The sequence below is a fragment of the Methyloprofundus sedimenti genome (assembly GCF_002072955.1).
Taxonomy (GTDB): domain Bacteria; phylum Pseudomonadota; class Gammaproteobacteria; order Methylococcales; family Methylomonadaceae; genus Methyloprofundus; species Methyloprofundus sedimenti.
This window is the reverse complement of sequence record NZ_LPUF01000003.1, coordinates 458,254-471,437: the sequence shown is the minus strand read 5'-3', so window position 1 is coordinate 471,437 and position 13,184 is coordinate 458,254. Positions and strand designations below refer to the sequence as shown.

Here is a 13,184-nt window from a genome sequence, read left to right as displayed (position 1 = left end):
TTTAAAAGTTTAGCGAAATAAATTGTGTCTGTCGTTTTAAACGAAAATCTAAAACACGACTACTTAAATAAATGTTGGTCTATGATTTAATGTGTCCAGGTTCGTGCTATCTGTTCGTAAACTACTAATAACAAAAAACTAAATATGCTTGAACCCGTTGCTTTAAAAGATTTTTTTATTACCTTTTTTTCCTCAGCTTTGATTATTATGGCTGGGGCAAGTTATGCGCTGTTATTTGCCTGGTCTAAAGTCAAACCTCGACTCATTATCAAATTATCAGCCTATGCATCCTATATAATATTGCTTGTTTCTGTTTACCAATTAACGCTTGCCGCTAACCTGGATGGCTACTGGCGGATAATTTCCTATTTAATGGTCATTGGCTATTTTTTTGCGCCTATTGCTATCTGGCACCTATGCAAACAAACCTATGATGAACCGGATTTAATTACTACCCTGGAGAAAGATAAATGAGTGAAACACCTCAGTGGGCTACCGAGTCCTTTTGGAAAAAAGTAGCCGTGTGGGTAACCGCCGGCTCCTTTTTGATTCTGGTTGTTTTAACCTTTGATACCTTAAAACAAACCTCAGCTGGTGGAGAGCGTGTCTCTGCCTATTCAGTGATCAATAAAAAAATTGATTATCAGTTTGATAAAAAGCTAAATAAATATATGCCGGTTATTGGCGGTGAGGAACTATTATTTGGTACTGTTTTTAGTGAAGAGGAAGCTGAGCAACTGGTAACTTTAGGTAAAAAAACGACGCAGGCTAAAAACTGTATGAATTGCCATACCCTGTTAGGCAATGGTGCTTATTATGCGCCTGATTTAACGAAAGCCTGGCTTGATCAAGGATGGTTAACCGTTGATTTACGTGAAGAACAGATGCTGAAATTTCTCATGGATCCAGAAAAAAATGCACGCACTTTTGGTACCGGTCGCAAAATGCCTAATCTTGATATAACGGAAGATGAGGCTAAAGGCGTTGTTGCTTTCTTAAAATGGATGTCAAGTATTGATACTAATGGCTTTCCATATAATTTCACCACCATTTACGCAGAGGATGACTAATAATGAGTGCTAATACTGAAACAGTTAAACAAGGCTCATCTGCACTCAAGGATAAATTAATCGCGTTCCACTCGTGGGCAGGCGTTGATGATAGCACCTTGAATGGCGGACAAAAACTAGCTGTCAAATATTTCATGGGGGCAGTGGTATTATTTATCTTCCAGATTTTATTTGGTTTGCTGGCTGCTGCACAATTTCTTGCTCCAGGATTTCTTTATGACATTCTGGATTTTAGTGTTAATCGCATGATACATATCAATGCCATGATTTTGTGGATGTTGTATGGCTTTATCGGTTGTACTTATTGGCTTTTAGAAGACGAAAGCGGCACTGAAATTGTAGGGCTAAAATTTGGTGTGCTTGGATTTTGGGTGTTAACAGCGGCTATTGCTGTGGTTGTTCTGGTTTATTTATTAGTGCAAACAGGTGCTGGTAACGACACCACTATATGGCTTATTAATGAAGGCCGTGAATATATCGAAGCACCTCGCTGGGCAGATATAGGCATTGTCGTGGTGATGCTGATTTTCTTTTACAACGTCGTGATGACATTTAGTAAAGGTCAATGGTCTGGAATTGCAGGCGTATTAACTTTGGATCTTGTTGCTTTAGCAGGTCTGTATGTCGCAGGTATGTTTTATATGACTAATATCACCCATGAACAATTCTGGTGGTGGTGGGTGATTCACCTATGGGTTGAAGCGACCTGGGAAGTTCTGGTCGGTGTTATTATGGCCTGGTCATTAATGAAAATTTTAGGCGTCAGCCGTAGAATCGTACAAACCTGGTTATATATCGAAGTTGCTTTAATGTTTGGCTCGGGTATTTTAGGTTTAGGCCACCACTATTTCTGGATTGGTACACCTGAATACTGGCTGACAATTGGTGGTTTTTTCTCTGCGTTAGAACCCATTCCTTTAGTGGCAATGGTTGTTCATGCGGTCTACGATTCGGGCGAACGCGGATTTAAAAATTTGAATCACCCGGCAATGGCCTGGCTAATTGCACACGCATTTGGTAACTTCTTTGGTGCCGGGGTCTGGGGCTTTATGCACACTTTGCCACAAATTAATTTATACACTCATGGTACACAATGGTCAGCTTCCCATGGGCATTTAGCCTTCTTTGGCGCTTATGCGACGATTAATATCGCGTTCTTTTATATCGCCATCCAGCACTGGCGTGGAAATGTCTGGATGGGGGCCGGTTCACAAAATGCCTGGCGCTGGAAATGGGCACTGGCTTTGTTAAATATCGGTGTACTGGGTATGACTATTGCGCTACTAATCGCAGGTTATGAACAGTCCTTTATTGAACGTGCCATAGGCGGATCTACCTGGGGGGGCTATTTTTCTGCGCAAACACACCCTTCTTTTATGAGTGCGATGCAATGGCGTATGTTTTTTGGCTGGGTTACTGCTTCAGGATTAGGTTTATTAGTCTGGGATTTACTGACCATTGGTAAAGGCGAAACGCGTACAGCCGAAGTGATCACTCAGGCAGAATAAGCTAATTATTTTAGTCAAACTACAGGAAAGGGGGAGCACCTCCTTTCCTTTTTTTAATCTGTTTATTAAAATGATATTCTTCTAATCGGGATGATTAATCAATCAACTCAGGAAAGGTGAATGTCCTCAGATGACAAGAAGTATAACAAGCAATACGGCCGCTCATTTTAGCCCTTACTGTTGCAATACAAAGGAAGATAGAGCATTAGCCTGCTCGATGTTTAAGTTAGTCATTGCCGGCATAGGCATTTTCCCCCATTTTCCGGTACTCCCTTTTGGATCGAGGCAGCTAATTTAGATTTCGCTCCCGCATCTCCCTTATATTTGGTCGCGATTTCATGAAAGGCTGGCCCGACTAGTTTTTTGTTAATGGCGTGACAAGCAAGGCAACCATTGTTATTGAGCAACACCTGCACATCAATAATGGTATTCGCGTTGCTGTTTTCAGCGCTAGGATCAAGTTTTGATGCGGCAACCACGCTGTCATCGGTCGCTTTGGCATTCCCATAGGCTACGGCAAGATAGGCACCAATACTCCTGGCCTCGTGCTCACTAAACATTGCGCCGTATGAGCGCTGCATTTTAAATACTTCATTGGTCCACTGACTCTGAGTCATGTCAGGAGCCTGATAATTAATGTAGTCTGCCGAATGGCAGATAAGGCATTGCTGGGTTGCAAGTGTGTACCCAGGTAGCTTGGATACACGTAGTTTGGCTGTTTCTGGTGGTAGTTTTATTTGCTCAGCTGCGGCTTGTGTCTGTAGCATTATCAGTGTAATGATGAGTGTAAAAGCCAGACTTAGGGTAGGGGTTTTAGTGTATTGCATGGCTTGTTCCTCAGGCTATGGTGATCGGGGTGGATTCGATGGCATGGCGTCGATAGCCGCCAGGGTTCCAGTCGGCCTTAAGTGGTTGTATTTCTCCTTGCCTATTACTGGCTCGCACCATCAGCACGGCTGAGCCTGTACTTTTAAAACTTATGGCGAGTTGCCACTCCCGGAATGAGAAGCGCCCCAGATCATTGCCCAGTGTTGCGGCGCGCCAGGTCTGGCCACTGTCTATGGACACATCAACCGTCTTAATGCCAGAACCATCATCGAAGGCAATGCCTTTTAATTTTATTGTGCGGTTTACTGGTAATACGTCATCTGTTTTTACGCTGGTAATGAAACTGCGCACCGGTAATGTGGATATTGGGCGCGTCTTGTCAGCACTCGTTCCTGGTGCTACGCACATACAATCATTATCTGGTAGACGGTAGGCTTTAGTCATAAAGTAAGCATCGTGACCCTCGTAGAGATGGTCAATGACCTCTATTTCAGATAGGTGTTTGACCCAGTAAGTGCCAAAATATCCAGGTACAATCAGTTTCAGTGGGTAGCCATTTAAAAACGGCAGGTCCTCCCCGTTCATACTCCATGCCAGCATCGGTTCAGGGCTTAGTGCATGTTCAATGTCGAGCGCTTTGCGAAAGTCTGGAGTGCTTGGTAAAACTGGTTTATCCAAACCGTTGAAAGTGACCTGTCTGGCACCTGATAGAACGCCAGCCTTTTCGAGCACCGTTTTTAACGGTACACCGACCCAGCGAGCATTGCCCATTGCACCGTTGCCGAGCTGGGCGCCGAACACTCGAGGTGACGAGTAGCCTCGGCTATTACCCGAGCATTGATTTACTGCGACGACTTCAACTTGCTGCATGCTCGATTTAAGTTCAGCAAGCGATAGACTGAGGGGGGTCTTGACGGCGCCTTTGACTGTGAGCCTATAAGTCTCAGGATCGATTGAAGTTGGAAAATTAGCCAGGTGGTAACGTACGAAAAATGCATCATTAGGCGTGATCACGCTTTCGTTGAATACGGAAGCAGGGGTTTCCAGGTGTGGTGGACGGGTATGCACCAGAATTAGTTCACGTTTACCCGGATAACGGACTAACGGACGTGGACCATCTGCAAATGTAATGCCTTCGCTAGTATCGCTAGCCGCTATAGCATTTAATGGCGAGGCGGCCAGTGCCAGCGCGCCAGCATTGCGTAAAAATTGGCGGCGGGAAGTATGAACTTTATTGTATTTATCGATCATGAGTCTGGTTTCCTTGGGTTGTCGGGGTAACCTGTCTTGTAATACCTAATATTGAGATTTTCCTCATTTGGCGGTCTACTCCACTTCACGCGGTGATGGTCGAGGGAACATAGTAAGGCGTTTTTTTGTTGAGAGCAGGGCGCTGAAACAGGCGTATCTTGTTATGTATCTGTTTCAGCAACACCGCTAAAAAATCAGCAGCAGCTGGAAGTCTGCAATGGTGACCGCGCGAAGTATAAATGTATTGCTTAATGAATATAAAGTATTAGTATGTGAAAGTAAATGCCAGATGGTTCTGGTTCTATTTTTTGGATAAAACTTTAGTAACCCTTTCTAAGCTAGCGTAAATATTAAGCAGATAATTATGTCTATGTATCAAAAAATTTTAAAGTTCTGGTTTGAGGAGCTTGATCCTAAGCAGTGGTGGGTAAAAGATGATCAGCTAGATGAAATAATTCGGATTAGATTTTCAGAGATTCATGAGCAGGCAAAGCGCTGTGAATTGTTTGAATGGCGGGCAACAGCTGAAGGCAGGCTGGCGGAAATTTTAGTTTTGGATCAGTTTTCCAGAAATTTGCATAGGGATTCGCCGCTTTGTTTCGCGAATGATGCATTGGCTTTGGCGCTTGCTCAAGAAGCCGTTTCTATCGGTGCAGATATGGCGTTAACAGCGGTTCAACGTAACGTACTCTATTTACCCTTTATGCACAGCGAGTCATTAATAATTCATAAAGTGGCCATGCATTTGTACCAAAGTAATGGTATTCAATCCAGTTTTGATTTTGAGATAAAACATCAGCAGATCATCAGGAAATTTGGTCGTTATCCGCATCGTAACAAAGTTCTTGGCAGACAATCAACTGAGCAGGAAATCGACTTTTTGCAACAGCCCGGGTCTGGTTTTTGAATACTTTTTATAGTGCAGCAGAATGAGGATTTTGGTAGTAGATATTTTCAGTCGTTAAGCGTACACGACCAATTTGTCATTTGGGAAGTAAAAAATAATGCAGAGTTATTTTATTAATACTTGAATATCGTTAAAAGGACGAATCCACGCTTTTAACGATTTGAATTGCTTGCTGCCTTTTTCTGCTCTTTGGTGCGTCGAATAATAGCCATAAATAACAGTATAAAACCGTTTGGAATTTTTTTTTCTGTGTTGATAAATAGCATAATTTCCCTGACTACTTTGTTGCCCGATGAAATCTTTCGCTGCTTGCTCGGAACTGAAGGCAGCTAACTGTAGGGTAAAGTAATTTTTAGCTTGTTGCTTGATCCAGGCCTGGTTATGAATTATTTTTTTTGTGCCAGAAAATGGTTGTGCTATTTTAGCAGTGGTGGGTTGATTTTTTTGAGGGGGCGTTACGGACAATTGTTGTTGCTTGTGATCACCTTTTAATTGTGCCTGAATATCTTTAAAAGGACGAATCCAGGCTTTTAACGATTTGAATTGCTTATCGCCTTTTTCTGCTTTTTGGTGAGTCGAATAATAGCCATAAATAACAGTATAAAGCTGCTTGGAATTGTTTTTGCTGCTTTGATAAATAGCAAAATTTTCCTGATTACTTTGCTGTCCGATGAAATCTTTGGCTGCTTGCTCGGAGCTGAAGGCGGCTAACTGTAAGGTAAAGTCATTTTTAGCCTGTTGCTTGATCCAGGCCTCGTTATGAATTATTTTTTTTGTGCCAGAAAATGGTTGCGCTATTTTGGTCGGGGAGGATTGTTTTTTGGGGGGAGACGTTGAGGTTACTTTTTGTTGCTTTTGCTGGGGCTGACTACTTGCTTTATAGGTTTTGGTGCCGCCCAGGCATTCGGCTACAGCGAGTTCCTCGCCTCGTTTGACATGTAAGTACTTGCGATGAAATGCTTTATCAACTTTTTTGGACCACGCGTTTGCCTGCCTGTTTCTATATCGGGCAACCTGTCCAGGGCCGCCGTTATAGGTTGAATAGGTCGATCGAGCCAGGTTATCTATGCCGCCAGATTGCTTGTGTTCACTTTTTTTTATTGCATAACTGGTCATATACTTAAGTAAAATATTGCTCCCCGTTTCGACATTGTAGGCAATGTTCCAGCGTAACTTATGAGTATTAACGAATCCGCGCCAGACATTTTCATTGACTTGCATAATGCCGGTATCACCCGTTGATGAGTGCAGGGCAACAATTTTTTTGTTTTTTATGACATATTGCCGCCAGCAGCTTTCTTGCCAGGCTGTGGTCAAAACCAGTTTCTGGAATATATCGCGTTGTTGTGGTGTCAGTGATGATTTTGTAATGGATCTCCGAGCGCTATTGATTAACAGTGTGCGTACTTGTAATAGATAATCATCTAGTTCGTCAGGTGCTGGGACCCAGTTATCTAAAGGATGTTTACCTGCAGCCATCGCAGAATTAACAGGCCAAAAGTTAAATTGATAATGGCTGCGCTCGTCACTGCTACCGTCAGGGTCAGGATTAAACTGAAAAATGCGTAACAGTTCAGGATCGATAGCCTGGTCATAATACAGGGGATCTATAGTAGGGTTGCTATTTAGCATTCTGGCTAATCTGCGCAAACCATCTATGGAAATATCCAGGCCAAAAGTGGGACCTAGTTTGTCCAATGTCTCCAGAGCATCGGTTGCGGTGACCAGAGTTAATAGTGCCAGCGGTGCCTGTTGAGGGTTTTCTGCACTGATCTTTTGCAGTATCGGTATGAGTTGCGTCCAGCTTTTAATAAACCAGTGTCTGACAGGGTCACTCGCCTGATCTTGTTGCAACGCAACTTGTAATTGATAACGTGCATCTAGCAGAATATCAAACAGTGCTTCTCTGAGCTCTTCAAGTTCAGTTGCTGCAGCATAATATTTGATGGTATAGGTCAGCAGAGCATCCATGCTTTGCCACTTTTGCTGCCATTGTTGTTGTTCCTGCTCATTTAATACACGTTCTTGCTGTTTTACTGGCGCAACGGTATCCACATCAAATTGTAATTTTCCATTAATGCCACTTTTGTTGATCTGAATATCGTGCAGTTGCATTGAATCGAGCATAGAATTTACCTGGTCATGACTATGCTGTGGGAGAAACAAGGGCAAAAAGCTTTTTATTTCATTGATTGAGGGTGTTAAATCCAGACGAAAGTTATCAAACAGTGGTTGAATTTGCTTTCTGGTCTGGTCCCATAATGGTCCTGTTGTTAATTTCTCCTGATCAAGGTTGATCAGATGGCTATCAATAACCTGCAGGTAAATCAGGTGCGGGTTGTCTGCTTTTATAACCGGTTGACTAATGATCTGTGCATAGCCATCCCAGTTTAATAAAGGCATACAGATATCCAGCATTTTTACTGCGAGTCTGGCTGTAAACCGGGCATCAACTTGTAAGTGTTGATTGAATTCACTTAGTTTTGGATCGGATAAGATGATTTCACTACAGCCGTGAGGGTCGTTTAATATTTCTGATGAGGCAGATGGATCTTTAAATAACTGGCTGATGAGTAATTGTTGTAATTGCGGGAAATCAATTTTCATGGGGACTGAGATAGTCTCAGCTTGTACCAGATGCGTAGATAATAGAAAAATCAAGGTAGCCGTTAGGAGCGATAGGGGGGTGGCGAAGTGTCCGCGAAATTTGCCCATGCCAAAAATAGCGATAGCTGTTTGCATAAGTGATTTTTTAGAATTATTTTAATGAAAAGTGGGTTACTAAATTAAACCAGAACAGCTCTTCACCATGAAGGACATGAAGCTAATGAAGAAAAAAGACTAAATCTTCCAGACCCCTCAGAAAACTTATTGGTTTTTTTAGCGATTAGTATATCGTGCCAATAAAAGAAGTTCGTGATGTAGTATAAAAAAACAAAATATTTTGTTGAAATTGACCGGTGGATTACAATCTAAATGCGACATTAACCCAATTACTTTTAAACAAGATAACATCGCAAATGACAACTTTTAACAATCCAAGTGCACTTAAATTCTATCAATATCAATAGATATTTTATCTAAAAAATCCTGAACTAGTTCCGAACTTACCCCCTTGTTACGCAGGTATCTAAAGTCTTTGTATTGGAATGTTGTGATTTTGGCAGACATCTTATTTAGATCCTTATTCTCTGCATTATTCTCTTTAAAAGAGCAGTGCATACCCTTAGGGCAGTCTCTATAATATATTGGAATAATGGTTTTTTTAGAGATAGCCCAATTCAATTCACGCATGCACATCTTGCTATTGAAATAGGATGGGGACATTATTGGCAAAAAAAGATCGGCATCTGAAACAAGGTGATCAAGTTTTTCATACCAGTCGTCTCCCCATTTCAGATCATGAACATCTACAACAATTTTTGTTTCAAACCCAATTGTTTCATCTAATATAATTTTAAATGCCTCCCTGAGCGTAGTCAATTTATATGGCTTCTGATCATCAAGCTTTGCATAGCTCCAAAATATCTTCATGGCACTAATATTTTTATATTGTTTTGTATGAATTTTTCGACATTTCAATTGTCTTTGTTTTCTGGTTTTTTTTAGTTTTATTTTTCATCATGTCTTTTTTCGTTAAATAAAACAGAATAAACGGGTTAAAAATTAAATTTAATAGCCATCACGTCGTAGTCTACGGTCTATATCCTCCAAAGTTCGCTTAGCCTCTTCACTAGTCATCGACTTCACCATTCCATATGTAAAAAAAGTATTCATGTTCACCGACATACCCGCCATAACTATTCTTTGAGTTAATATATACTTTGACAAGATAGTTATAATCAATTGCCTTAGGGCTCGTTCCTTCACTATGATGCTTCTTCGGTTCACCAATATACCGATACTCAGCTGATGATGGGTCTTTCAAGCGCGTCTGAAGAAAGTCTCGAATAATTTGTTTATAATTTGAGGGATAAGAGCCGTAATCAGCTGCCGCTATCTCCTTTTGCGTCGGATAATAGGATGGTTCTTTGGTGACATGTTTGGGAGTGCAGCCACCAAGCACAAGTGTCAATATAATTACGTGAAATATTAATGTTGCCATATGAGTTTCCTTTAATGTGAAATAAGAGTGTGTATGTTGGTAATTCCAAAAAACATAACTGCTGCTAATTTTCCGAATAGGTGAGAACCATGATTCCACTATAAGCAATTCAGCTTCACCTATCCTCCTAGATTCAATTCAACACCGTGTTTTGCTACCCGTTACTTTCAGAGGAGCTTGTAAGCCTTCATGAACTTCATGATCTCCATGGTAGAAATGTTAGATTATTTACCTGCACTTAAGTATTGATTAATTTATTTGAATTGTTTTGCCTAGCTCTACTGATTCCAGAGCGGCAAGAATAATTTTACAGTTATCCTTTGCATCCAGCAGGGATAATTTAGGTGCTTGATGATTCAGTATGCAGGCACAAAAATGTTCGACTTCCAGTTGAAAATGATTGGCTAAATCCAGGCTTTCAGAATGCTGTTCGCCTGAATCTGTTTGCCAGGAAATAATGGGTTGTTCATCTGCCTTGGCCCAGACGTTGTGGCATTTTATGCCGCCTTTAGTACCGATGATTTCATATTCTGCACGACGGGCATGTTCGAAGCCGAAATTAAATTGTGCATATTTACCATCACCAAAGTCAATAATCCCGCTGCTACTGACATCTGCGCCATGTTCATTATGTTTTGCCATTGCAGTAACGGCCCTTGCTGGTAGATCACCAAAATGAAATCGGGCAGTATGAATTGCATAGCAGCCAATATCCCACATTGCTCCTCCACCCTGACTAATTGGACGGTTAATGCGATACAGTCGAGCGGGCTGCATCGGATAGGCAAAACAAGTGCGTACTGAGCGAACTTCACCGATAACACCTGATAAAATGATTTCCTGGATTCGCTGGTGTTGTGGATGAAAGCGATACATAAACCCTTCCATAACACAGACCTGGTTTTTTTCTGCCGCGCTTTGAATAGCTTCTATATCTGTAACGCTCAGAGCTATGGGTTTTTCACATAAAACATGTTTGCCGTGTTCTATTGCGCGTAAAGTCCATAGTGCGTGTTCTTCGCTGGCAAGTGGTATATAGACAGCCTGAATGTCCGGGTCATTAAGCAGTTCGGCCGGATCATTGTATATGTGTACATTTTCAACATCAGGCGCATATTGTTTTAGAGTTGTCTCAGCTGCATCTGGTCTGCGACTGGCAATAGCAACAAGTTCACTATTTTCAGCCCCAACAATCGCAGGCATGAGTTGTTGATTGATACGTGCTGCACCGAGTATTCCCCAGCGTATTTTGTGTAGTGTTGGCATGGTTTATATCTACTTATTGTTGGACGGATAAGCAGAGTATATCAAAAAACAGGGGGAGGGCGTGGCATCAGCCCGCTTTTAATATACTTTTTGATATGGGTGGTGGGTTGAAGTCACGCCTTTCAGGGAGCGAGTTTTATCTATTTCGTGAATGAGGTGTGTGTGACGCTGTCGGAACTGGATAGTTTTCAGGCAAAAAAATACCAGACTCAGTTGGATGCTGGTCTGGTATTTTTGGATAATCCGTTGCGGGATTACTAAGCCATTGAGCGGACTCTTGCATTAAGTCTGCTTTTATTTCTTGCGGCTTTGTTTTTGTGAAGAATTCCTTTATTCACTGCTGAGTCGATAACTGGAACGACTGTTGCATAAGCTGTTTTTGCTTGTTCTACGTCACCAGATTCAACTGCAGCAATAACTTTTTTGATGAACGTACGTAGTTTGCTACGTTGTCCAGAATTGCGAACGCGATTGTTTTCTGATTGACGCGCACGTTTTCTTGCTTGAGCTGTATTAGCCATGATGCCTCGGTTATTGCGTTGTGTATTTTAAAACCCTGTATTTTCCTTTTAAATGATATGATTGTCAATCTTTTAATACCAGGAAACCAGTCTTGAGCCGTAAACTTTTTAAATCGACTGTAATAGTCAGTAGCATGACCATGATTTCACGTATGCTGGGCTTTGTCCGGGATATGATGTTTGCGCGTATTTTCGGTGCAGACTCGGGTACCGATGCCTTTTTTGTTGCTTTTAAAATTCCTAATTTCTTACGTCGCCTATTTGCCGAAGGTGCTTTTGCACAGGCATTTGTGCCAGTGTTATCAGATTACAAAGAACAGGGCGGTAAGGCAGCGTTGCAACATTTTATAGATCGCACCGCTGGAACGCTAGCATTGGTTTTAATGATAACTACGATTGCAGGTATGCTAGCTGCACCCTATTTGATTATGGCATTTGCGCCTGGTTTCGCCTGGGAGGGGGGACAGTATGATTTAGCTGTGCAAATGTTACGTATCACTTTTCCGTATTTATTCTTTATTTCATCAGTTGCTTTTGCCGGAGGCATTTTAAATACCTATGGTAAATTTGCAGTGCCTGCCTTTACACCGGTATTCCTTAATATAAGTCTGATAGCTGCGGCAATCTGGTTAGCCCCCTTAATGCCGCAACCCATTGTTGCTCTGGCCTGGGGGGTATTTGTTGCGGGTGCAGTACAGTTAGCGTTTCAGCTCCCAGCATTATGGCGCTTAGGTCTTGTTCCGCGGTTACGTTTTGGCTTTAATGATCCCGGGGTAAAGCATATTATGAAATTAATGATACCCGCATTATTTGGGGTGTCGGTGACTCAAATTAATTTATTACTGGATACCTTACTGGCTTCATTTCTGGCAGTAGGAAGTATTTCCTGGCTTTACTATTCCGATCGCCTAGTGGAATTTCCTCTGGGTATATTTGGTATAGCCCTGGCTACGGTCATTCTGCCTAGTCTTTCAAAAAATCATGCTGCTGAAGATACGGAGTCTTTTTCGAAATCATTAGACTGGGGACTAAAGCTCGTTGTTTTGGTTGGCGCGCCTGCCTCTTTAGGTCTGATAATGCTCGCAGAACCGATGGTATCAACCTTATTTCAATATAACCAATTCAGTGCCCATGATGTCGCCATGACCGGGCGCAGTCTTATGGCATATTCCCTTGGTTTATTAGGGTTTATTCTGGTTAAAGTGCTGGTGCCTGGCTTTACCTCGCGTAAGGATATGAAAACACCAGTACGGTTCGGTATTTATGCCATGGTAGCGAATATGCTGTTAAATATCGCCCTGGTCTTTCCGCTGGCGCATGCCGGCCTGGCATTGGCAACATCCCTGGGTGCATTTTTTAATGCCAGTTTATTGTTGTCTACGCTGTTAAAAACAAAAGTATATCTGCCTTCAGCAGGATGGCGGATATTTATATTGCGTATAATTCTAGGATGTTCAGCAATGGCGGCTTTGATCTATCATTGTGTCGATATTAGTCTTTGGCATAATTGGAGAATGCTTGATCGTGCATGGAATCTGGCAATGTGGATCGCGATAGCCGCATCATTATATGCTGCAGTGTTGCTGTTATCAGGTTTAAGACTCAGGCATTTGTAAGCTTTCCTGATTACTCATGACTCTCAGCTATATTCGTCATTCCTGCACGCTTTTAGCAGGAATCTCGTGGGGTAAGCAAAGATTCCCGATAAAGCTTGTGCCCACGCTTGAC

At 42.0% G+C, this 13,184-nt stretch carries 12 protein-coding genes; 5 read left to right on the top strand and 7 right to left on the bottom strand.

Annotated elements, in window-relative coordinates:
- Positions 1-144 precede the first annotated feature (144 nt).
- The 3 genes from AU255_RS17015 to AU255_RS17005 are packed head-to-tail and all read left to right on the top strand — an operon-like array spanning position 145 to position 2,578.
- Positions 145-474 (top strand): hypothetical protein, encoded by a 330-nt coding sequence (locus tag AU255_RS17015; RefSeq protein WP_080524082.1) that lies wholly within the window; start codon positions 145-147, stop codon positions 472-474.
- The gene (locus tag AU255_RS17010) at positions 471-1,070 is read left to right on the top strand and encodes a c-type cytochrome (RefSeq protein ID WP_080524081.1); all 600 of its coding nucleotides are present in this window, start codon (positions 471-473) and stop codon (positions 1,068-1,070) included. Before AU255_RS17015 ends, AU255_RS17010 begins: the two co-directional genes overlap by 4 nt.
- A gap of 2 nt (positions 1,071-1,072) precedes the next feature.
- Positions 1,073-2,578 (top strand): cbb3-type cytochrome c oxidase subunit I, encoded by a 1,506-nt coding sequence (locus AU255_RS17005; protein WP_080524080.1) that lies wholly within the window; start codon positions 1,073-1,075, stop codon positions 2,576-2,578.
- Positions 2,579-2,808: 230 nt separating this feature from the next.
- Here the strand turns inward: AU255_RS17005 and AU255_RS17000 are convergent, their stop codons facing one another.
- Together AU255_RS17000 and sorA are read right to left on the bottom strand one after the other, a co-directional pair.
- Positions 2,809-3,405 (bottom strand): c-type cytochrome, encoded by a 597-nt coding sequence (locus tag AU255_RS17000; protein WP_198942677.1) that lies wholly within the window; start codon positions 3,403-3,405, stop codon positions 2,809-2,811.
- A gap of 10 nt (positions 3,406-3,415) precedes the next feature.
- Positions 3,416-4,657, bottom strand: coding sequence for a SorA family sulfite dehydrogenase catalytic subunit (gene sorA / locus AU255_RS16995; protein WP_080524079.1), 1,242 nt, complete (start codon positions 4,655-4,657; stop codon positions 3,416-3,418).
- 370 nt (positions 4,658-5,027) lie between these two features.
- Here sorA and AU255_RS16990 point away from each other — a divergent pair, with 370 nt between their 5' ends.
- Entirely contained in the window at positions 5,028-5,564 is a 537-nt protein-coding gene (locus AU255_RS16990; protein WP_080524199.1) for a DUF924 family protein, read from the top strand.
- A 105-nt stretch (positions 5,565-5,669) separates the two neighbouring features.
- Here the strand turns inward: AU255_RS16990 and AU255_RS16985 are convergent, their stop codons facing one another.
- The 5 genes from AU255_RS16985 to rpsT all read right to left on the bottom strand — a co-directional run bounded on the left by AU255_RS16985 (position 5,670) and on the right by rpsT (position 11,456).
- Positions 5,670-8,306, bottom strand: a complete 2,637-nt coding sequence (locus tag AU255_RS16985; protein ID WP_080524078.1) for an SPOR domain-containing protein — start codon at positions 8,304-8,306, stop codon at positions 5,670-5,672.
- Positions 8,307-8,612: 306 nt separating this feature from the next.
- Complete coding sequence (locus AU255_RS16980; protein ID WP_143736004.1) at positions 8,613-9,098, bottom strand: toll/interleukin-1 receptor domain-containing protein; 486 nt, start codon at positions 9,096-9,098, stop codon at positions 8,613-8,615.
- A 199-nt stretch (positions 9,099-9,297) separates the two neighbouring features.
- Positions 9,298-9,669: a hypothetical protein gene (locus AU255_RS16975; RefSeq protein ID WP_080524076.1), complete on the bottom strand. Its 372-nt coding sequence runs from the start codon at positions 9,667-9,669 to the stop codon at positions 9,298-9,300.
- A 249-nt stretch (positions 9,670-9,918) separates the two neighbouring features.
- The gene (locus AU255_RS16970) at positions 9,919-10,935 is read right to left on the bottom strand and encodes a Gfo/Idh/MocA family protein (protein WP_080524075.1); all 1,017 of its coding nucleotides are present in this window, start codon (positions 10,933-10,935) and stop codon (positions 9,919-9,921) included.
- Positions 10,936-11,192: 257 nt separating this feature from the next.
- Positions 11,193-11,456, bottom strand: coding sequence for a 30S ribosomal protein S20 (rpsT, locus tag AU255_RS16965; RefSeq protein WP_080524074.1), 264 nt, complete (start codon positions 11,454-11,456; stop codon positions 11,193-11,195).
- A gap of 92 nt (positions 11,457-11,548) precedes the next feature.
- On the opposite strand from rpsT, the gene murJ reads away from it, so the two are divergent.
- The gene (gene murJ / locus AU255_RS16960; RefSeq protein ID WP_198942675.1) at positions 11,549-13,072 is read left to right on the top strand and encodes a murein biosynthesis integral membrane protein MurJ; all 1,524 of its coding nucleotides are present in this window, start codon (positions 11,549-11,551) and stop codon (positions 13,070-13,072) included.
- Positions 13,073-13,184 lie beyond the last annotated feature (112 nt).

Excerpts from the sequence above, each read along its gene's own strand:
- AU255_RS17015 (WP_080524082.1), top strand. The coding sequence starts at position 145 with ATGCTTGAACCCGTTGCTTTAAAAGATTTTTTTATTACCTTTTTTTCC.
- AU255_RS16975 (WP_080524076.1), bottom strand. The coding sequence starts at position 9,669 with ATGGCAACATTAATATTTCACGTAATTATATTGACACTTGTGCTTGGT.
- AU255_RS16990 (WP_080524199.1), top strand. The coding sequence starts at position 5,028 with ATGTATCAAAAAATTTTAAAGTTCTGGTTTGAGGAGCTTGATCCTAAG.
- AU255_RS17000 (WP_198942677.1), bottom strand. The coding sequence starts at position 3,405 with ATGCAATACACTAAAACCCCTACCCTAAGTCTGGCTTTTACACTCATC.
- AU255_RS16985 (WP_080524078.1), bottom strand. The coding sequence starts at position 8,306 with ATGCAAACAGCTATCGCTATTTTTGGCATGGGCAAATTTCGCGGACAC.
- AU255_RS16970 (WP_080524075.1), bottom strand. The coding sequence starts at position 10,935 with ATGCCAACACTACACAAAATACGCTGGGGAATACTCGGTGCAGCACGT.
- sorA (WP_080524079.1), bottom strand. The coding sequence starts at position 4,657 with ATGATCGATAAATACAATAAAGTTCATACTTCCCGCCGCCAATTTTTA.
- AU255_RS17010 (WP_080524081.1), top strand. The coding sequence starts at position 471 with ATGAGTGAAACACCTCAGTGGGCTACCGAGTCCTTTTGGAAAAAAGTA.
- AU255_RS16980 (WP_143736004.1), bottom strand. The coding sequence starts at position 9,098 with ATGAAGATATTTTGGAGCTATGCAAAGCTTGATGATCAGAAGCCATAT.
- rpsT (WP_080524074.1), bottom strand. The coding sequence starts at position 11,456 with ATGGCTAATACAGCTCAAGCAAGAAAACGTGCGCGTCAATCAGAAAAC.
- AU255_RS17005 (WP_080524080.1), top strand. The coding sequence starts at position 1,073 with ATGAGTGCTAATACTGAAACAGTTAAACAAGGCTCATCTGCACTCAAG.